At 75.3% G+C, this 19,410-nt stretch carries 15 protein-coding genes; 12 read left to right on the forward strand and 3 right to left on the reverse strand.

Annotation, left to right across the window (positions count from 1 at the left end):
• From AA75_RS12270 to AA75_RS47335, 7 genes are all read left to right on the forward strand, one after another.
• A partial coding sequence (locus AA75_RS12270; protein ID WP_233289001.1) for a class I adenylate-forming enzyme family protein occupies nucleotides 1-1,435 on the forward strand: 1,435 nt, incomplete at its 5' end.
• A 50-nt stretch (nucleotides 1,436-1,485) separates the two neighbouring features.
• Nucleotides 1,486-2,781: an AMP-binding protein gene (locus AA75_RS12275; RefSeq protein ID WP_033819963.1), complete on the forward strand. Its 1,296-nt coding sequence runs from the start codon at nucleotides 1,486-1,488 to the stop codon at nucleotides 2,779-2,781.
• Nucleotides 2,782-2,847: 66 nt separating this feature from the next.
• Nucleotides 2,848-3,633 carry a 2,3-dihydro-2,3-dihydroxybenzoate dehydrogenase gene (locus tag AA75_RS12280; RefSeq protein ID WP_033819964.1) on the forward strand — a complete coding sequence of 262 codons (786 nt, stop codon included), beginning with the start codon at nucleotides 2,848-2,850 and terminating at the stop codon, nucleotides 3,631-3,633.
• 47 nt (nucleotides 3,634-3,680) lie between these two features.
• A complete protein-coding gene (locus AA75_RS12285; RefSeq protein ID WP_033819974.1) occupies nucleotides 3,681-4,334 on the forward strand; it encodes an isochorismatase family protein in 654 nt (217 codons plus the stop codon).
• Nucleotides 4,331-6,304: an anthranilate synthase family protein gene (locus AA75_RS12290; RefSeq protein WP_304441490.1), complete on the forward strand. Its 1,974-nt coding sequence runs from the start codon at nucleotides 4,331-4,333 to the stop codon at nucleotides 6,302-6,304. Before AA75_RS12285 ends, AA75_RS12290 begins: the two co-directional genes overlap by 4 nt.
• Before the next feature lie 21 nt (nucleotides 6,305-6,325).
• On the forward strand, nucleotides 6,326-7,378 hold the full coding sequence (aroF, locus tag AA75_RS12295) for a 3-deoxy-7-phosphoheptulonate synthase (RefSeq protein ID WP_033819965.1): 1,053 nt from the start codon (nucleotides 6,326-6,328) through the stop codon (nucleotides 7,376-7,378).
• A gap of 903 nt (nucleotides 7,379-8,281) precedes the next feature.
• Nucleotides 8,282-8,749: a hypothetical protein gene (locus AA75_RS47335; protein WP_149038092.1), complete on the forward strand. Its 468-nt coding sequence runs from the start codon at nucleotides 8,282-8,284 to the stop codon at nucleotides 8,747-8,749.
• 123 nt (nucleotides 8,750-8,872) lie between these two features.
• On the opposite strand, the gene AA75_RS12305 is transcribed toward AA75_RS47335, so the two are convergent.
• The gene (locus AA75_RS12305; RefSeq protein WP_149038093.1) at nucleotides 8,873-9,340 is read right to left on the reverse strand and encodes an Rrf2 family transcriptional regulator; all 468 of its coding nucleotides are present in this window, start codon (nucleotides 9,338-9,340) and stop codon (nucleotides 8,873-8,875) included.
• A 101-nt stretch (nucleotides 9,341-9,441) separates the two neighbouring features.
• On the opposite strand from AA75_RS12305, the gene AA75_RS12310 reads away from it, so the two are divergent.
• The 5 genes from AA75_RS12310 to AA75_RS12330 all read left to right on the forward strand — a co-directional run bounded on the left by AA75_RS12310 (nucleotide 9,442) and on the right by AA75_RS12330 (nucleotide 17,076).
• Nucleotides 9,442-10,932 carry an MFS transporter gene (locus tag AA75_RS12310; protein WP_233289002.1) on the forward strand — a complete coding sequence of 497 codons (1,491 nt, stop codon included), beginning with the start codon at nucleotides 9,442-9,444 and terminating at the stop codon, nucleotides 10,930-10,932.
• A 208-nt stretch (nucleotides 10,933-11,140) separates the two neighbouring features.
• Nucleotides 11,141-11,908 carry a YqcI/YcgG family protein gene (locus AA75_RS12315; RefSeq protein ID WP_051812181.1) on the forward strand — a complete coding sequence of 256 codons (768 nt, stop codon included), beginning with the start codon at nucleotides 11,141-11,143 and terminating at the stop codon, nucleotides 11,906-11,908.
• 59 nt (nucleotides 11,909-11,967) lie between these two features.
• Nucleotides 11,968-13,380: a hypothetical protein gene (locus tag AA75_RS12320; RefSeq protein ID WP_051812182.1), complete on the forward strand. Its 1,413-nt coding sequence runs from the start codon at nucleotides 11,968-11,970 to the stop codon at nucleotides 13,378-13,380.
• Nucleotides 13,381-13,421: 41 nt separating this feature from the next.
• A complete protein-coding gene (locus AA75_RS12325; RefSeq protein WP_051812184.1) occupies nucleotides 13,422-14,684 on the forward strand; it encodes an MFS transporter in 1,263 nt (420 codons plus the stop codon).
• A gap of 229 nt (nucleotides 14,685-14,913) precedes the next feature.
• Nucleotides 14,914-17,076, forward strand: coding sequence for a LuxR C-terminal-related transcriptional regulator (locus tag AA75_RS12330; protein WP_033819968.1), 2,163 nt, complete (start codon nucleotides 14,914-14,916; stop codon nucleotides 17,074-17,076).
• A gap of 495 nt (nucleotides 17,077-17,571) precedes the next feature.
• On the opposite strand, the gene AA75_RS12335 is transcribed toward AA75_RS12330, so the two are convergent.
• Both AA75_RS12335 and AA75_RS12340 read right to left on the reverse strand, forming a co-directional pair.
• On the reverse strand, nucleotides 17,572-17,796 hold the full coding sequence (locus AA75_RS12335; RefSeq protein ID WP_199520312.1) for an MbtH family NRPS accessory protein: 225 nt from the start codon (nucleotides 17,794-17,796) through the stop codon (nucleotides 17,572-17,574).
• Nucleotides 17,797-17,822: 26 nt separating this feature from the next.
• The coding region (locus AA75_RS12340) for a thioesterase domain-containing protein (protein ID WP_199520313.1) at nucleotides 17,823-19,410 on the reverse strand (1,588 nt) is incomplete at its 5' end.

Below are 19,410 nucleotides of genomic sequence, written 5' to 3' on the forward strand. Positions count from 1 at the left end.
CAAGGTGCTGCTCGCCGACCGGCCGCTGACCGGCCTGGACGGCCGCCTGCAGGCCGAGTTCAGCATCGCCGAACTGGACGACCTCGCCCAGGCGTGGTCCGGCTGGTACCTCGACCTCGGGGTCCGGCCACGCGACCGGGTCGCGGTGTACCTGGACGACTCGTTCGAGGACCAGCTGCACCTGGCCGCGCTGTCCCGGATCGGCGCCATCGCCGTCCTGGTCAACGGCCGGATGCCGGTCGACACCGCGCTGGGCCTGATCCGCCGCACCGCCCCGGTCGGCCTGTACACCGACCGCGCCCACCTGGCGGAGCTGGCCGGGCGGCAGGCCGGGGCCGGCGTCGCCTGGACCCGCACCGCCGAGGACGCCACCGGACTGACGCACCGACCGCTCCCGGACGCGGCCTGCTACCGGCACGCCCCCGACGACCCGGTGCTGATCTGCCACTCCTCGGGCACCACCGGCGACCCCAAGCCGGTCGTCCACACCCACGCCCAGAGCGTGGCCGGCCTGCGGGCCCGGCTCGCCGAGCGGGCCGAGGCGCCGGACGTGCGGATCCTGTCCGCCGCACCGCAGTCGCACGCCGGGGCGACCGCGTTCACCCTCTACTGCCTGCTCGCCGGGGTCCCGCTGATCGCGCTGTCCCGGCCCGGCGGCCCCGAGGTGGCGGCGGCGGTCGCCCGCTACCGGCCCACCCTGGTGCTGGCGTTCAACCAGACCCACGCGGCGCTGGCCACCACGGAACTGCGCGAGGAGGACTTCGCCTCGGTGCGCTACTGGATCAACATGGGTGACGCCGCGCACGACCGGCACGTGCGCACCCTGATGCGGCTCGGGTACCACCTCGCGGACGGCGAACGGCGCCCCGGCTCGTTCTTCGGCGACGGCCTGGGCTCCTCCGAACTCGGCTGGAACGCCCTGGGCCGGGTCTTCACCCCGGACTCGCCGCCACGCCCGCGCCACCTCGGCCGGGTGGTACCGCCCGCCCGGGTCGCGGTGCTGCGCCCGGACGGCAGCGAGGCCGGGCCGGACGAGGTCGGCATGCTCGGCGTGGACAGCCCCGCGGTGACGCCCGGCTACTGGAACGACTCCGACACCACCTACCGCAGCCGGATCGGCACCTGGTTCCTGTCCGGGGACCTGGTCCGGCGGGACGCCGAGGGCGACTTCTTCCACGTCGACCGGGTGGTCGACGCGATTCACACCGCGGACGGCCTGCTGGCCCGGGCCGGCAAGGCCCTGCGCGCGGCGGGCCAGCCGGAACTCGCCCTGCTGGAGTGCGCCGCCGAGCAGGACCTGCCGGTCGGCGCGACCGGCAAGGTGCTCAAGCGCGTGCTGCGGGAGCGGTACGCCGACCTGGCCGGCCTGCCGGCCCTGCCGGGCCGCGCCTTCGCAGCGGCGGCCCCCGCGAGCGCGCCGCACCCGGCGAGCTGAACGGCGCGCCGAACGCGCGCGCCCGACCCGAACGAAGGAGGAGGCCGGCGATGCCCGCCCCACTGCCGCAGATCGGCGACTGGACCAGCTTCGAGGAGCTCGGCCGGATCCAGTCCAAGCAACTCGACACCGTCCTGGAGCGGGCCATGCGCTCCCCGTTCTACCGGGAGCGCCTCGCGGGCCGTCAGCCCTCCGCCCTGGCCGACCTCGGGGTCACCCGCAAGGACGACCTGCGCGCCGGCTACCCGTTCGGGATGCTCGCCGTGGAGCGCCGGGAGCTCGCCACCTATCACGAGTCCAGTGGCAGCAGCGGCGTTCCCACCCCCTCGTACTACACCGCGGCCGAGTGGACGGACCTCACCGACCGCTTCGCCCGCAAGTCGGTCCCCATGACGGCCGACGACACCCTGCTGGTGCGGATCCCGTACGCCCTGGTGCTGGCCGGCCACCTGGCCCACCAGGCCGCACTGGCCACCGGCGCCACCGTGGTCGCCGGGGACTGCCGCTCGCTGGCCGCCCCGTACTCGCGGATCGTCCGCGCCCTGCACGACCTGGACGTCAGCCTCACCTGGTCCACACCGAGCGACACCCTGGTGTGGGCGGCCGGCGCGCAGCTCGCGGGCTACCGGCCCGCCGAGGACTTCCCGGCGCTGCGCGCGCTGTACGTCGGCGGCGAGCCGCTCGGGCCGGTCCGGCGGGAGCGGATCGCCGCGATCTGGGGCGTGCCGGTGGTCGAGGAGTACGGCTGCACCGAGATCGGCTCGCTGGCCGGCACCTGCCCGCAGGGGCGGATGCACCTGTGGGCGGACCGGGTGCTGGCCGAGGTCCGCGACCCGGCCACCGGCGAGATCTCCGCCGAGGGCGTCGGACAGCTGGTGCTCACCCCGCTGTTCCGGGAGGCGATGCCGCTGCTGCGCTACGACCTGGAGGACCTGGTCGAGCTGCGTTCGCAGGACTGCCCCTGCGGCTGGTACCTGCCGACGATCCGGGTGCTCGGCCGGGCCGGGAGCGACATCCCGGTGGCCGGCGGCTCGGTGACGTCGCGCCAGGTCGAGGACGCGGTGTTCGGGCTCCCCGCCGAGTACGGGGTGATGTTCTGGCGGGCCCGCGCCGGGGCGGACGCCCTCACCGTGCAGATCGAGGCCGCGCCGCCGTTCGCCGCCGACGCCCGGGCCGCGCTGGCCGCCCACGCACCGGAGGCGCTCGGGGTGCCGGTCCGGGTCGAGACCGTTCCGGTCGGGACCCTGGTGCCGCTGGAGCTGCTCTCCAACCGGCTCGACGCGATGAAGCCGCGCAGGCTGTTCGCCGCCGACGAGGACTGGGACGCCGCGGTCCTCACCTGCTGAACCCGACCCGGCCGGCCCCGGCCCGCGCGGGCCGGGGCCGGCCGACACCTCCATGGGGGAGAACCAGTGAACGAGAAGGAATTCGACGGCAGGACGGCGCTGGTCACCGGCGCCGGCCGGGGCATCGGGCGGGCCGTCGCCCGTCTGCTGGCCGAGGCGGGCGCCACCGTGGTCGCAGTCGACCGGGACGCCGACGCCGTCCACCGGCTCGCCGACGAGCTGTCCGCGGCCGGGGCGGGTGGCCTCGCCCTGCCCGCCGACGTGGCCGACGCCGCCGAGGTCGAGCGGATCGTCGAGGCCGCCGAGCGGGAGGCCGGACCCCTCGACCTGCTGGTGAACGTCGCCGGGGTGCTGCGCACCGGCCCCGCGCTGGACCTCACCGACGAGGACTGGCGCGCGATGTTCGCCGTCAACACCGACGGTGTCTTCCACTGCAGCCGGGCGGTGGCCCGCCGGATGGTGCCGCGCCGACGCGGCGCGATCGTCACGGTGGCCTCCAACGCCGCCCGGGTGCCCCGCGCCCTGATGACCGGCTACGCCGCGTCCAAGGCGGCGTCGGCCGCCTTCACCAAGTCGCTCGCGGTCGAGCTGGCGCCGTACGGGATCCGCTGCAACGTGGTCAACCCCGGCTCCACCGACACGCCGATGCTGCGCGGGATGTGGTCCGGCGGCGGGGACGCCCGGAGCACCGTCGCGGGCGACCCGGACCGGTTCAAGGTCGGTATCCCGCTCGGCAAGCTGGCGCAGCCCTCCGACGTGGCCGAGGCGGTGGCCTTCCTGCTGTCCGACCGGGCCGGCCACATCACCATGCACGAGCTCTGCGTCGACGGCGGCGCATCCCTCGGCGCCTGAGCACGGACCCCGTGACCCGGGCAGGACCCCAGCGGAAAGTGATGCAGATGGGCATTCCCCACATCGACCCCTACCCGATGCCCCGCGAGGACGAGCTGCCGGCCGGCCCGGCCGGCTGGCGGCCCGACCCGGCCAGGGCGATGCTCCTGGTCCACGACATGCAGCAGTACTTCCTGCGGCCGTTCACCGCCGACGCCTCGCCCGCCGCGGAGCTGGTGTCCAACATCGCCGCCCTGCTCGCCGCCTGTCGGCGCCTCGGCGTCCCGGTCGCGTACACCGCGCAGCCCGGTGACATGAGCGACCGGGACCGCGGCCTGCTGAAGGACGTCTGGGGCTCCGGGATGGACGCCACCCCCGAGCAGCGGGCCATCGTCCCCCCGCTCGAACCGGCCGGGTCCGACCTGGTGCTGACCAAGTGGCGCTACAGCGCCTTCCACCGCACCTCCCTGCTGGCGGACATGCGGCGGGCCGGCCGCGACCAGCTGGTCATCTGCGGTGTCTACGCCCACGTCGGCTGCCTGATGACCGCCTGCGACGCGTTCAGCCACGACATCGAGCCGTTCCTGGTCGCGGACGCGACCGCCGACTTCGACGCCCGCTACCACCGGCTGGCCCTGGACTACGCGGCCGAACGCTGCGCCCGGGTCGCCTCCACCCGCGGCGTGCTGGAGCAGCTCGGCGCGGCGGCGGTGGCCCGGTGAAGCCGGCCGATGCGGCCGGCTCCGTGCTGGACGGGCTGGCCGGGCCGGGCCGGGCCCCGTTCGCGCTGCTGCACCGGCCCGAGACCGCGCCGGGCGTGGTCGAACTGCTCACCGGCCCGGTGCGCGAACTGCAGGCGCTGGCCGAGCTCGCGGCCGGGCCCGGGGAGAGCGGCGAGACCCTGCTGCTGGTCCCGTTCCGGGCCGCCGCCGAGCAGGGCTTCGACTGCGCCGACGACGGCGCGCCGCTGCTGGCGATGGCGGTCGCCGAGCGCCGCGCGGTCCCGCTCGCCGAGGCGCTCGCCGTCCTGCCCGACCGCCCGCTGCACCTGCACGGGCAGCGCTTCGAACCGGACGACGCGGCGTACGCCGACATCGTCGGCCGGGTGCTCACCGACGAGATCGGCACCGGCGAGGGCTGCAACTTCGTCATCCGGCGCTCGGTCACCGGCACCCTGGCCGACCACACCCCGGCGGCCGCACTGAGCGCCTTCCGCCGCCTGCTGGCGCGGGAGCAGGGCGCGTACTGGACCTTCCTGGTCCACACCGGCACCCGCACCTTCGTCGGCGCCACCCCCGAGCGGCACGTCACCCTCGACGGCGGCGTCGCCACCATGAACCCGATCAGCGGCACCTACCGGTACCCGTCGTCCGGGCTGGAGATCCCCGGTCTGGTCGGCTTCCTCGCCGACACCAAGGAGACCGAGGAGCTCTACATGGTGCTCGACGAGGAGCTCAAGATGATGGCGCAGGTCTGCGAGGACGGCGGCCGGGTGCACGGGCCGGCGCTGCGTCAGATGTCCCGGCTCGCACACACCGAGTACTTCATCAGCGGCCGCAGCTCGCTCGAACCGGTGGAGATCCTGCGCCGGACCCTCCTCGCGCCCACGGTGGTGGGCAGCCCGCTGGCCAACGCCTTCCGGGTGATCCGCCGGTACGAGTCCACCGGGCGCGGCCACTACGCGGGCGTCGCGGCGCTGATCGGCCGCGACCCGCGGGGCCGGCACCTGCTGGACTCGGCGATCATGATCCGGACCGCCGAACTCGGCCCGGCCGGGCGGCTGCGCATCGACGTGGGCGCCACCCTGGTCCGGGACTCCGACCCGGCCGCCGAGGCCGCCGAGACCAGGGCCAAGGCCGCCGGACTGCTCGCCGCCTTCGGCGGATCCGCCGCGGACCCCGGCCCCGCCGCGCCCGGCCCGGCGGGCAGCACCGGGGCCCCCTCCGCCGCCGACGTCCCCTCCGCCGCCGACCACCCCGAGGTGGCGGCCGCCCTGGCCGACCGCAACGCCGACCTGGCACGGTTCTGGTTCCACGACCACCGCCCGCCGCCCGCCGCGCCGGAACTGGCGGGCCGCCGGGTGCTGGTGGTGGACGCGGACGACACCTTCACCGCGATGCTGCGCCACCAGCTGGCCTCGCTCGGACTGGCCGTCACCGTCCGCCCCCACACCGGTGACCTCACCGCCGACGGCTTCGACCTGGTGGTCTCCGGCCCCGGCCCGGGCGACCCGCGGGAGCTGGCGGACCCCAAGGTCGCCACCGTGCACGCCGCCCTCGCGGCGCTGCTCGCGGACGGCACCCCGCTGCTCGCGGTCTGCCTCAGCCACCAGCTGCTGAGCGGCCTGCTCGGGCTGCGGGTGGTCCGCCGCGACCGGCCCAGCCAGGGGATGCGCCGGCGGATCGACCTGTTCGGCCGGCCCGAGCGGGTCGGCTTCTACAACACCTTCGTCGCGCTCAGCGACGCCGACCGGCTGCCGTGCCCGTACCGGCCGGGCGAGGTCGACGTCGCCCGCGACCCCCGCACCGGCGAGGTGTACGCGCTGCGCGGGCCGGGCTTCCAGTCACTGCAGTTCCACGCCGAATCGGTGCTCACCCGCGACGGCGTACGGATCCTGGGCGACGCCGTGCACCGGCTGCTCGTGCCCGTCCGCCACGGTGGCGGCGGCGGGCCGGTCCTGATCGATCGCTGACACCTCAGAGGGGACACCCACATGTTCGTCATCACGATGGCCGCGGGCGCTTCGGCCGCGGACACCGACCAGGCCGTCGCCGCGGCAGCGCGCACCGGCGCCGGCACCATCGTCAGCCGGGGGGACGACCGGACCCTGATCGCCCTGTTCGGCGGCGCGCTGCCGGACCTGTCGGGGCTGCCCGGTGTGCAGGACGTCGCCGACGTCCAGGCACCGTACCCGCTGGTGGCCCGCCCCAGCTACGCCGAACGTTCGGAGGTGAAGGTCGGACCGGTCACCATCGGCCCGCGGACCTTCACCCTGATCGGCGGCCCGTGCGCGGTCGAGACCCACGACCAGACGCTCAAGTCGGCCCTGATGGCCCGGTCGGCCGGCGCGGTGCTGCTGCGCGGCGGCGCCTTCAAGCCGCGCAGTTCACCGTACGACTTCCGGGGCCTGGGGGAGGAGGGGCTGCGGATCCTCGCCGACGTCCGGGCCGAGACCGGGCTGCCGGTGGTGACCGAGCTGCTGGACCAGCGCGACGTCGAACTGGTCGCCTCGTACGCGGACATGCTGCAGATCGGCACCCGGAACATGCAGAACTTCGCGCTGCTGGAGGCCGCGGCCGAGACGGGCCGGCCGATCCTGCTCAAGCGGGGGATGGGCGCGACGGTGGAGGAGTGGCTGCTCGCCGCCGAGTACATCGCCCACCGCGGCAACCTCTCGGTGGTGCTGTGCGAGCGCGGCATCCGCACCTTCGAGAACTCCACCCGCAACACCCTGGACATCTCGGCCGTGGTGGTCGCCCAGCAGCGCTCGCACCTGCCGGTGATCGTCGACCCGTCGCACGCCGGCGGCCGGCGGGAGCTGGTGGTGCCGCTGGTGCGGGCCGCGGCCGCGGTCGGCGCCGACGGCGTGATCGTGGATGTCCACTCCTCGCCGGAGTCGGCGCGCTGCGACGCGGCCCAGGCGCTCGGCCACGCGGAGCTGGGCCTGCTCGGCGAGGCGGCCCGGGACTGGTCGCGGCTGGCGGGCCGGGTCACCGAGGAGCAGGTGCCGGCCGCCGGGAGGATCCCCGCCCCGCTGGCGTCCTGACCCGACCGGCCCGGGACCGGGCCCCGCGACCGCACCGGATGCGTCGCGAGGCCCGGTCCTTCGGCGTTCCCCGGGGGCGGCGGGGGCGGCCGGTGCCGCCCCCGCCTGGAACAGCCCCGACCTGGACAGGAACCGCAGCGCGGCCTCGGCGCCCGAGCCCGCCGCGGGCTGGGCCAGGTCCAGCGCCCGGTGGCGCAGGCGGGTGGCCGGCGGCAGCTGCCGCAGCGCCGCGGTGACCTGCGGGATGTAGCCGGCCGATCCGCCCGGCGCGCCGCCGGTCGCCCGGCGGAGCTCGCGCCGGAACCGCTGCGCCAGGGCGCGGGTGCCCTGCTCCGCCAGGCAGCGGCGCAGCGCCAGGGCGGTCAGGACGGCCTGGCCCACCGTCCGGGAGTTGACCGGGTCGTACCCGGGGCCGTGCGGGGCGGCGGCCCGGGGCAGGAGCAGCAGTCCCGGCGGGAGGCGGTGCAGGCCGCGGTGGTGCCAGCGCAGGCCCGCCGCGACGGCGACCGGGGCGGCGTCCGCCAGCGGGCGGGCGCCGCGCAGCGCCTCGTAGATGTCGGGTGCGGCGAGGGTGCGGGCGAAGCGCAGCAGTGCGTCGTGGTCGGGGCCGTGCGGCAGGTCGCCGGCCAGGCTGCCGAGTGTGAGGGTCCAGCGGCCGTTCTCCTCGCGGGCCAGCGTGCCGGTGCGGGGGACCTGTCCGGTCGGTGCCACCACCAGGGCGAGTTCCGCGCCGGGAGGAGCGGCCGCCAGGCCGTAGCGCCGGCTCACCGTGCTGATGCCCCAGGGCGGGCGGACGGGCCGGGGCTGGGGCAGTCCGAGGCCGGACAGCCAGCCTGGGCTGCGGGCGGCGGTGCCGGAGGCGTCGACCACGAGGTCGGCCTCCACGGTCTGTTCGCGTTCCTCGTGGGGGAGTACCCGGACCCCGGTGACCTGCCGGCGGTCGGCGGTGGTGAGCAGTCCGGTGACGGTGGAGCTGTCGACGATGCCCACGCCGGGCAGGTCGCGCAGCCGCCGGCGCAGTGCGCGGTCGAGGGCCTGCGGGCCGACCGTCAGGGCGAGCCGTCCGCCAGGTCGCGGCTCCAGCCGCCGTCCGCCGAGGTACCAGCGGCAGTTCCCGAGGATGTCGCCGACCGGGGCGCCGCCCTGCTGGAGGGTCTCGACGAGGCCGGGCAGGAGACGGTCGAGGGCCTCCCGGCAGCCGGGGTCCAGGGTGTGCGGTGCTCCGGGCAGGGTGCGGACACCGGTCGGGCCGGCCGGGACGCGGTCCTGTTCCAGCACGGTGACCCAGCCGAAGGAGTCGGCCAGCACCCCGGCCGCCAGCAGTCCGGCGGGGCCGGCGCCGATGACGACGGCGTGGCCGCGGCGGGCTAGCACGGGGGGATCCGCATGGTCGTCGAGGTCCTTTCGGGCATGGGTGGGGCGCGCGTCGGCGGCGGACGGTGTCCGGGCGGCGTCCGACGCGGCCGGTGGGCCGGGATCCCGGCCGGGCTGTGGCTACGCGCCCTCGGTCAGCACGTCGACGTTGTGCTTCCTGACCCACTTCGGCAGCCGGTGGGTGAGGTCGGCGATGGTGACGGAGCGCAGGGAGGAGCGCCAGGCGTTGTCGGCCTGGGTCATCACCGAGTTGATCACGCAGGGCCGCAGGCACTGTTCGGGGCTGAGCGCGCCGGTCCCGGCCTGCCGGATCTCCTTGCAGGTGAACGCGGGCGCCGAGCCCTCGATGGCCTCGACCACGTCGAGCGCGTTGATCAGCTCGGGGGCGCGGGCCAGTCCGTAGCCGCCGCGCGGGCCGGACACCGCGCGCAGCACGTCGGCGCGGACCAGGGCCTGCAGGTGCTTGGCGAGGTACGGCTCGGGCAGCCCGTAGTGCTGGGCGAGCTTCTCCCGCCGCACCAGTGCGCCGTCCGGGACCTGGGCCAGCAGGGTGGCGCAGTGCAGGCCCCACTCGACTCCTTGCGACATCTTCACGGGGCCGAGTCTAGACAGCCCTGTTGTGGATGACTAGTGTCCGCAATATATTCAATACATCTCGTGTCCACGATTAGGAACAGAGGGTGTGACTGATGAGCAGCACGAACGCGGCCCGTCCGGCCGCGGCGCCGGCCGCAGGGGCCCAGGCGTCCGTCGCGGCGGCCGGCTCGGGGCCGATGCTGGCCGTCTTACTGGTGGCCCTGTTCATGGCCCAGTTCGACTTCTTCGTGGTGAACGTGGCGGCGCCGGCCGTCTCCCGGGACCTGCACGCCGGGCCCGTCATGCTGGAACTGATCGTCGGCGGCTACGCCTTCGCCTACGCCAGCGGCCTGATCACCGGCGGCCGGCTCGGTGACCTCTACGGCTACCGGCGGCTCTACCTGGCGGGCATGGTGGCCTTCGCCGCCGCCTCGCTGCTGTGCGGGATCGCCCAGGAGCCCTGGCAGCTGGTCGCCGCCCGCCTGCTGCAGGGCTTCACCGCCGCGCTGATGGTCCCGCAGGTGCTCGCCACCATCACCGCGACCTTCCCGCCCGAGCGCCGCCCGAAGGCACTGGCCTGGTTCGGCGTGGCCGGCGGCCTCGGCTCGCTGTCCGCCAACATCCTGGGCGCGCTGATGCTCGACGCCGACCTGTGGGGGCTCGGCTGGCGGGTGATCTTCCTGGTCAACGTCCTGGTCGCGGCCGTCACCGTGCCGCTCGCGCTGCGCCACCTGCCGGTGCTGACCCCGCCGCGCCGCCAGCGGCTCGACCCGCTCGGCGCCCTCGGCGTCGCCGCCGCCCTCGCCCTGCTGCTGGTGCCGCTGTCCATGGGCGGCAACTCCGGCTGGCCGGCCTGGACCTGGATCTGCATGGTGCTCTCGCTGCCGGTCGGCGCGCTGACCCTGCGCTGGCAGTGGGTGCTGCGCGAGCGCGGCGGCAGCCCGGTGCTGGACCTGTCGCTGCTGCGGGTGCGCTCGTACACCTCCGGTGTGGTGGCCGGCGCGGCCTTCCTGGCCTACTTCGCCAGCTTCATGTTCGCGCTGTCCCAGTTCCTCCAGGTCGGCCGCGGCTACTCGCCGCTGCACGCGGGCCTGGTGGTCACCTCCAGCGCGGTGATGTTCTCCGCCAGTGCGCTGGTGTCGTTCCGGATCGTGCCGCGCTACGGCCTGAAGGTGGTGGTCGCCGGCGGTCTGCTCACGGCGCTCGGCCTGCTCGCCCTGGTGGTCCAACTCGCGGTCTCCGGCGCGGACCTGCCGGTCGCCGGCATCGTGATCGCCCTGATGCTGGCGGGCGCGGGCAACGGCGCCGTGCTGCCGCAGCTGATCGGCGCCTCGCTCGTCGCGGTCAAGCCGCAGCAGGCCGGGGTGGGTGCGGGCGTGCTCAACACCGCCCAGCAGTTCGGAAGTTCGGCAGGTGTCTCGATCGTGGGGGCGGTCTTCTACGCCATCGCGGGACCGGCCGTGATGACCGGCGGGACCTCCGGCGCGAGCTACGCCCGCGCGATGCAGTCCGCGGCCCTCATCGACATCGCCCTGGTCGCCGTGGTGACCGTGCTGATGGCGTACAACAAACGCGCCTCCGACCGGATCAAGGCCGCCCGCTGACCTTTCCGGAAGGATGCGTACCGCCTTTCCGTCCCGCCGGCGGGACAATGGCCGCCCGCCGGCCCGGGACCGAATGGTGATTGCTTCTCACCGGAACGGGCCTGCAGTATCGTTCGAAATCCGTGCGGAGAGCGATTGCTCTTCCCGACCGCCTGCAACGCACCTTTCCGTGCGTTTCGCGGTGTCACGTAGAGACTCTGGGGGCGTGATGAATTCGACCACCGCTACTGCCCGCACCGATGAGCTTGCAACCCTCGCGGAACTGGGCGTCCGGATACTCGACCCGGTCTCCGGCGACGGTTTCTCCGATGAACCCGAGTGGTTCACGAAGGCGCTCGCCGTATTCAAGGAGAATGTCGGGGCCCGGGAGTACCCGTGCCACTTCGGGCGCCGCGCCCTGGAACAGCGCGAACTGTTCGTCACCCGGGTGGACCCCGCCCGGCCGAAGGACCTCGCCGCGCCGCTGGCCGCGTTCCTCGACCACGTCGCGCCCACCCCGGAGCGCCGGAAGGTGCTGGCCGCGTTCGTCGCCGCCGGGGACACCCCGCTCGACCACCAGGGCTACGGCGAGCTGTTCTGGTCGGTGCTGCAGCAGTTGCACGACGCCGACACCGAGCCCTGGCCGGCCGACCTCCCGGAGAAGACCGACGACCCGGCGTGGGAGTTCAGCTTCCACGGCACCCCGATGTTCGTCTTCGCCGCGGCGCCGACCCACGAACTCCGCCAGTCGCGCAGCCTCGGCGCGAACCTGGTCCTGCTGTTCCAGCCGCGGAACGTCTTCCACGGAATCGAGGGCGGCACCCCCAGCGGAATCGTCGCCCGCCGCCGGATCCGCGACCGCCTGCGGAAATGGGACACCGCGGCGCCGCACCCGGCGATGGGTGACTACGGCGATCCTTCGAACTTCGAATGGCGGCAGTACTTCATCGCCGAGGACGACGGCGAGGCGTTCGAGACCTGCCCGTTCCAGCACTGACGTTCCGCCACCGGGGCGCCATTCGGCGGCCATTTACCGAGAAAGTGGAGAGATTCGGCATGAACGACTCCTGGCACGACCTCGTCGACCTTCCGGACCCGAACGACCCCAACGCGGTCGTCAAGGCCTTCGCCGCGAACCCGGCCTTCCGGGCCGCCGAGTGGAGCGAGCTGACCTGCGAGGACAACCCCTTCCGCCGCCCGGTCCGCCCGGACGACCTCGGCTGGCTCGACTACGGCGTGCCGATGCGGGCCGAGAACGCCCTCAAGCTCAGCGGGCTGCTCGGCCACCGCATGCTGCGCAACGTCTACGACCTCGACCAGCTGCTGCTGCCCCCGCAGGAGGACCCCGCGGTCACCCGCGACCGGGACGCGTACTACTCCACCCGCAGCCGGGTGCTGGCCCAACTGGCCCGGCCGGTCCTCGAACGCCACCTGTTCACCCACCTGGAACAGCAGCGCCCGGAGCCGGGCCGCCCCACCCTGGACGCCCTGCGCGCCCGCGTCCTGGAGCAGTACGACCGCCGCTCGGCCGAGCCGGGTGCGGCCTTCGCCGCCGCCCGCGCCGCCCGGGGACGGCGGGAGGCCGGGACCTTCCTGCTGCTGCAGTACGGCGCCTTCGAACCGGCCGCCGCCGCCGCGCTGGCCACCGCCGCCCTCGGCGAGGTCACACTCGCCCACCCCGGACTGCGGACCGCCCTGCTCTCCCACCACCAGCGGTGGGTCCAGGACGCCGACCGGTACGCCGCACTGCTGGCCGCCGCCGAGCTCCGGCCGGCCCCGGCCGCGTACTGGCAGCTGTCCCTCAACTCCTCCTTCGCCCGCGGGAACCACCTGCACCACCTGGCCCTCGACCGGCGGCGGCCGGCCGCCTTCCTCGGCGCGCTGCTGTTCCACCTGCTCGACACCGCGGCCACCCGCGAGCCGTACGCGCAGACCCTCCAGGACACCCTCGGGACCCGCCCCGGGTACTTCGAGGAGCTGCGCACGGTCACCCGCCAGGAACTCGGCGAGCTGGTGGACACCCTGCTCGCGCCGCTGTGCGCGCGCTACGGGCCCACCGTGATCGAGCAGGCCGAGACCGGCCTCGCCGACGCCGCCCGGCTCGCCGGCCAGTGGGACGAGGACCTCGCCGCACAGCTGACCTGGGCCGACAGCATCGAGCAGCACCAGCGCACCGCCGAGCGGATCCAGCAGCACATCGACGACCAGGGCCTGGAGATCGACCTGGACACCTTCGTGGAGTCCTGGGAGGTCACCTCGACCACCCACGTGCACGACGAGCACCGGCTGGTGGTCATCGAGTCCGGCCAGATGCACTTCTGGAACAACGTCACCCACAAGATAGAGCTGAACGCCGGCGACAAGCTGCTCATCCCGCTCTCCCGGCTGCACGGCTCGACCGTCCTGTCGGGGGAGTGCACCTACCACCAGCCGATCATCCCGGACGCGATGTTCCGGCAGTTCAGCTGAGCCGCAGCCACCACTGAGAGACCGTCGGGTCGGGAGTACGCATGAAGCTTGGATCGTTGGTCCTGGACAGCTCGCCGCTGCGGCGGAACAAGGGCTTCCGCCATCTGTTCGTCGGCCGCCTGGTGTCGGTGGTGGGCAGCAGCATCACCACCGTCGGTACCGCGGTCCAGGTCTACGCGATCACCGGCTCGGCCCTCGCGGTCGGCCTGATCAGCATCGCCGGCGGCTTCCCGATGGTCGCCGGCATGCTGTACGGCGGCACCCTGGCCGACGGCGCCGACCGCCGCAAGGTCCTGCTGTGGACCCAGGTGCCGCTGGCGCTGTTCTCGGTCGGACTGGCCCTGAACGCCGGCGCCGCCCACCCCCAGCTGTGGCTGATCTACCTGCTCACCATGGTGCAGGGCGGACTCACCGGCCTCGGCGCACCGGCCCGGACCGCGATGATCCCGGAGCTGGTGGGACCGGCGCTGTACTCCTCCGCGGTGGCGCTCACCTCCACCCTGAACACCACCGCAGGCCTGGTCGGCCCGGCCCTGGCCGGCCTCTTGATCGCCAAGGTCGACCTCGCCGCGGCGTTCTGGATCGACGCCGCCACCTTCGGGGTCTACGTGCTGACCCTGTTCGCCCTCCCCGCCCAGCGGCCGGGCGAGGGCTCGTCCCGGCCCGGCTGGCGGGCGCTGGCCGAGGGCCTGCGCTACGTCCGCGACAACAAGGCGGTCGGCTCGGTGCTCATGATCGACATGAGCGCGATGGTCTTCGGCATGCCCAAGGCCCTCTTCCCCTCGCTCGGCACCGGACTGTTCCACGGCGGCTCGGTCGCGGTCGGCCTGCTCTACGCGGCCCCCGGCGCCGGCGCCCTGATCGGGGCCGCCGCCAGCGGCTGGACCGGGAAGGTCCGCCGGCCCGGACCGATCGTGCTGTGGGCGGTCTGCGTGTGGGGCGCGGCCATTGCCCTGTTCGGCCTGGCGAGGTCACTGCCGCTGGCCCTCGCCCTGCTGGTGGTGGCCGGGATCGCCGACGTGGTGTCGGAGATCCTCCGCGGCACCCTGCTCCAACTGCTCACCCCGGACGGCATGCGGGGCCGGCTCAGCGGACTGTGGCTGGCCCAGACCAACGGCGCCCCCGCCCTCGGCAACGCGGAGGCCGGAGCGGTCGCCGCCGCCGCCGGCGAGGCGGTCTCGATCGTCTCCGGCGGCCTGCTGTGCATCGTCGGTGCCCTGCTGATCGCCTGGCGGATGCCCGCCCTGCGGCACGCCGAACTCCCGCACGTCGAGGCGGCCCAGGAGAAGGTGGCCACCGCCTGACCCCCGCCGGCCCGCCCGCCACCAGCGCCGGGCAGGCCCGCCCACCACGGCCCGGGCACCGGGCCCCCACCACCGGCCGGTCGACCGCCGTCGACCGGCCGGTCCTCGCCCTGCCCGGGGTCACCCGCCGCCGCGGCGCACCGACCCCCCGCCCACCGATCACCCCACACCCGAACCCGGTCGGGCCGCCGCGCTTCGTACGGGCGGCAAGCAAGAGATGAGGCCGACGATGCCCACAGCACCCAGCCTGCCCGCCGGGACGGCCGGCGAACTCGACGAGTTCTTCGGCCGCCACGAGGACATCGAGCGGATCTGCCAGGCGGTGACCGCACGCTCCCTGGTGACCCTCGTCGGCGTCGGCGGCACCGGGAAGTCCCGGATCGCCCTGCGGGTGGCCCGGCGCCTCGCCGAGGGCCGCTTCACCTTCGCCGGCCTGCTCACCCCCGAGGAACTGGCGGACACCGCGGAGGTCGCCCGCCGGATCGCCGGTGCCCGCACCGCGGGCGGGCCGGTCCTGCTGGTGGTCGACGGATGCGAGCACGCCGTGCAGTCCTGCGCCCGGCTGGCGGCCACCCTGCTCGCCGAACACCCCGGCCTGCACCTGCTGACCACCGGCCGCGAAGCCCTGCGCACCGGCGGGGAACTGGTCCACCCGGTGGCCGGACTGCCGCTGCCACCCGTCCCCGAAGGGCTGCCCGACCTCGAGGTGCTGCACGCCTCGGACGCCGTCCGGCTGTTCCTGGACCGCGCCCGCAGCGCGGGCCGCAGCGTGCACCTGACCGCCGCCAACGCCGCCTGCGTGGTACGGATCTGCCGCGGCCTGGACGGCAACCCGCTCGCCATCGAACTGGCCGCCTCGCTCACCGCCGTGCTCCCGGTCGCGGACATCGCCGACCGGCTCGACCAGTGCCTGGACCTGCTCACCCGCGGCTACCGCACCGCCCGCCCGCACCAGCACAGCCTGCGCGCCAGCCTCGACCACAGCCTCGCACTGCTGTCCGGCCCCGCCCGCGAACTGCTCGACCAACTCGGGGTGTTCGCAGGTGACTTCACCCTGGCGGCGGTCGAGGTGGTGTGCGCCCGGCGCCCCGGCACCACCCGCTCCCCGGTTGACCTGCTGACCGAACTGGTCGACAAGCACCTGGTCACGCGCACCCAGGACTGGTTCCGGCTGCCCACACCGGTGCGCCACCTCGCGGTCGAGAACCTGCACCGCACCGGCGGCCACGAGGAGGCCGCCGCCACCCACACCGAATGGTGCGGCTGGCTCGCGGAGCGGATCGCCGCCGCGTTCGACGGCGGCGACGACCTCGCCGCGCTCGCCCTGCTCGGCCAGGAGAGCGAGAACCTCACCGCCGCCCTGCGCCGCGCGACCCACGCCGACCCGGCCCGGGCCGCCCGGATCGCCGAGGTGATGGTCCGGTACTGGCTGCGGCACGAGAGCGCAGCCCGCTACACCGCCACCCGCCCCTTCGGAACCCGCCCGCCCGCACCCGCCGACCGGTACGCCGCTGACCTGCGGGCCGCCCGCCACTGGCTGGAGCACCCGGCCGCCCGGACCGGCCCGCTGCCCCCGGCCGTCCTCGCCGTCCTGGAGGGCGACCACGAGCGGGCCCGCGCCGAACTGAACCGGCTGGTCCCGGAACTCGCCGCCGCCGCCCGCACCGTCGAGGAGGCGCTCGCCCGCTGCGCGCTGGCCGTCAGCCACCTGCTGGCGGGCGGCGACGGCGGGTACGAGGCGGCGGAGCCCGAGCTGTGCGCCGCCTCGGCGCTCTACCGCGCGGCCGGCGACGAGGCCGGTGCGGCCTTCGCCCTGGCCTGGCGGGCGCTGGCCGCCGAGGGACGCACCGGTGACCCTTCCGGCCGTCAGCTGCTCGCCGAGGCCACCGCGGCGGTCGCCGGGTGCGGCGACGACGCGATGGCCGCCGCGCTGATCGGGGCCAGGGCCCGGCTGCGGGCCGCCGAAGGACGCCACGCCCGCGCCCTGGAACTGGCCGGCGCCCAGGCCGCCGCCCGGGCCCCGGGCCGTGCGGACACCGGCGCCGCCGGATGGCGCCCGGACCCGGGACTGGCCGCCGCCTGGCGGCTGCTCGGCGAGCGCCAGGCCCTGGAGCACTGGGAGCACGGGACGGCCATGTCCCAGCGGGAGGCGCTCGACGTCGCCGCGGACGAGGTCCGCCGGCGTCCGGCGCCCGGCGCCGCGGTGCTCAGCCCCCGCGAGCTGGAGGTGGTCCGGATGGTGGCCAAGGGGATGACCAGTGTGAAGATCGCCCGCGCCTTCGTGATCTCGCCGCGGACCGTCGACACCCATGTGGACCACGTCCGTACCAAGCTCGGCCTGCACTCACGGGCCGAGGTCGCCGCCTGGGCCAGCAGCACCGGCATCGGCTAGCCCGGCCCGCGGCCGGCACACGGTCGGCCCGCGGGCCGGGCCCGTCGGGGCGAGGAACGCCGGGCACCGGACACCGGGTCCGACGTCTCCGGTCCGGCCGGGATCGCACCGCGGGCGGCCTGCCCGCCTGAGGCGCCCTCCTCCACCACCACCCGGCCTCCGTGCGGCCGTTCGCGGGTGGGGCGTGCGCGGTGCCCACGCCGGGCTTCGGCCGTTGGGCTGTGCCCGGGCCGCCGACGCCCCGGCCTCCGGCCGTGGGGTGGACAACGGGTGCTCGGGTTGAGTCCGGCCTGCTGCAAGCGGCCTCCGGCCGTGGTGCGTGCGGCCGTTCGCGGGTGGGGCGTGCGCGGTGCCCGCGCCGGGCTTCGGCCGCTCGGCCGTGCCCGGGCCGTCGTCACCGGCCTCCGGCCGTGGGGTGCGCCCGGTCGGTCCGGGCCCGGTCCCGGCCCCGCGGAGGTGCTGCGGGGTTCGGACCTGGCCCGGACCGGACCGCGATCACTCCTCCGCGAGGGCGTCCAGGTGCCGCCGCAGGCCGGCCGGCCGGAGGTCGGTCCAGACCGCCTGGATGTGCGCGAGGCACTCCTGCTTGCTGCCGTCCTTGCCGGCGTCCCGCCAGCCGGGGGCGTTGTCCTTCCCGCTCGGCCAGATCGAGTACTGCTCCTCCTGGTTGACGACGACCTTGTACTGCCGGTCGTCCTCGTCACTGCTGTCGGCCCACACTGCTATCTCACCTCGGGTTCTCTCGTTCACTCACCGATACGGGTCACAAGGATGTCCGCGAGCCGCGCGACATCCGGCTCCTCGACGACGCTGTGGTGGTCGCCGGGGATCTCGAGCCGGGAGACCGTCCCGGCGGCGAACCGCGGCCAGTCGGCCGTCCGGTCGGGCTCGTCCTCGCCCGGCGGGCACACCACGGACAGCAGGTCGCCCGGGTAGACGGCGGGCCGGTAGGCCGCCGCGGCCAGCATGTTGGCCCGGTAGACCTGGTAGAGGCTGCGGACCTCGGGCAGCCAGTCCTCGCCCTGCTCGCCGCGCGAGTGCGCCAGCATCCGGGCGACCAGCAGCGCGATCCCCTCGCCGTCCAGGCCGTCCAGGTCCTGCTCCGACACCGGCCGCGCCGCGCCGCCGGGCACCGCCCGGGCCGCCTCCTCGGCGAACAGCAGGCCGATCGCCCGTTCGTCGGTGATCGTCGCGGTGGCCGGGGCGGCCGAGTCGATGGTCGCGGTCAGCGCGACCCGGTGGCCGGCCGCGGTCAGCTGCGAGGCCATCTCGAAGGCCACCAGGCCGCCGAAGGACCAGCCGACCAGCCGGTACGGGCCGGTGATGCCGTTGCGGTGCAGCGCGGAGACGTATCGCTCGGCCATCGCCGGGACGCTCTCCAGCGGCGCGCACTCCCCGGCCAGCCCGGGTGCCAGCATGCCGTACAGCGACACCGTGCCGCCGAGCCGCCGTACCAGGGCGGTGTATCCGCGCAGGTGCCCGGCGACCGGGTGGATCAGGACCACCTTGGGTGCGGTGGGCGAGGGTTCGGCCAGGACCAGCAGCGGGTCGTCCTCGTCGGGGCCGGCGGCGACGGCCGCCGTGCGCGCGGGGCCGACGCCCTCGTCGGTCCCGCCGTCCGCGACGCCCCCGCCGTCCGCCGCGGTGGCGCGGTGGACCGCGTCCTGCCAGTGGGCCGCCAGCCGGTGCACGGTGGCCGACGGGATCAGGTCCGCACGGTAGGTCCAGTCGGCCACCGGCTCACCGTCGGCGAGCCGGATGGACAGCCGCAGCGCCCGGCCGGTGTCCGCCTCCGCCGGATCGGGCGCGGCGGCCGGGTCCGGACGCAGCTGCGGCCCCTGCGGGCCGGCCGTCAGGTCCAGCGGCGGGCAGCTGAAGGCGAGTTGGGCGGGCCGGGCGGCGCGCAGGGTACGGGAGGTGGTGTCGCTGCGCAGGTGCCGCAGGACACCGTGGCCGAGGCCGTGCCCGGGCACCGCCGCCCGCTGCCGCCGGACCTCCGCCAGCCGGTCGGCGATCCGCGGGGAGGCGCCGAGGTCGAGGTCGAGCGGGTGGGTGGCGTCGAACGGCCCGACGGTCCGCGCGAGGTCCGGCAGTCCCGTGACCGGCCCGCGGACCCGGCCCTCCAGGTCGACCCGGTGCCGGGTGGCGCCGGTCCAGTCGGCGACGGCGTCCAGGAACGCGGTGAGCAGCAGGTCGGCCGGGTCGGGGCCGGGCGTCCCGGCGGCGGCGGTCAGCGCCGCGGTGGCGGCGCGGTCCAGCCGGACCGAGTGCCGGGCGGTCCGGGGGCCGTCCTGCTCCCCGGACGGTTCCAGGGGCAGCGCGGCCACCGGGCCG

The organism is Kitasatospora sp. MBT63 (assembly GCF_000710465.2).
GTDB lineage: Bacteria > Actinomycetota > Actinomycetes > Streptomycetales > Streptomycetaceae > Kitasatospora.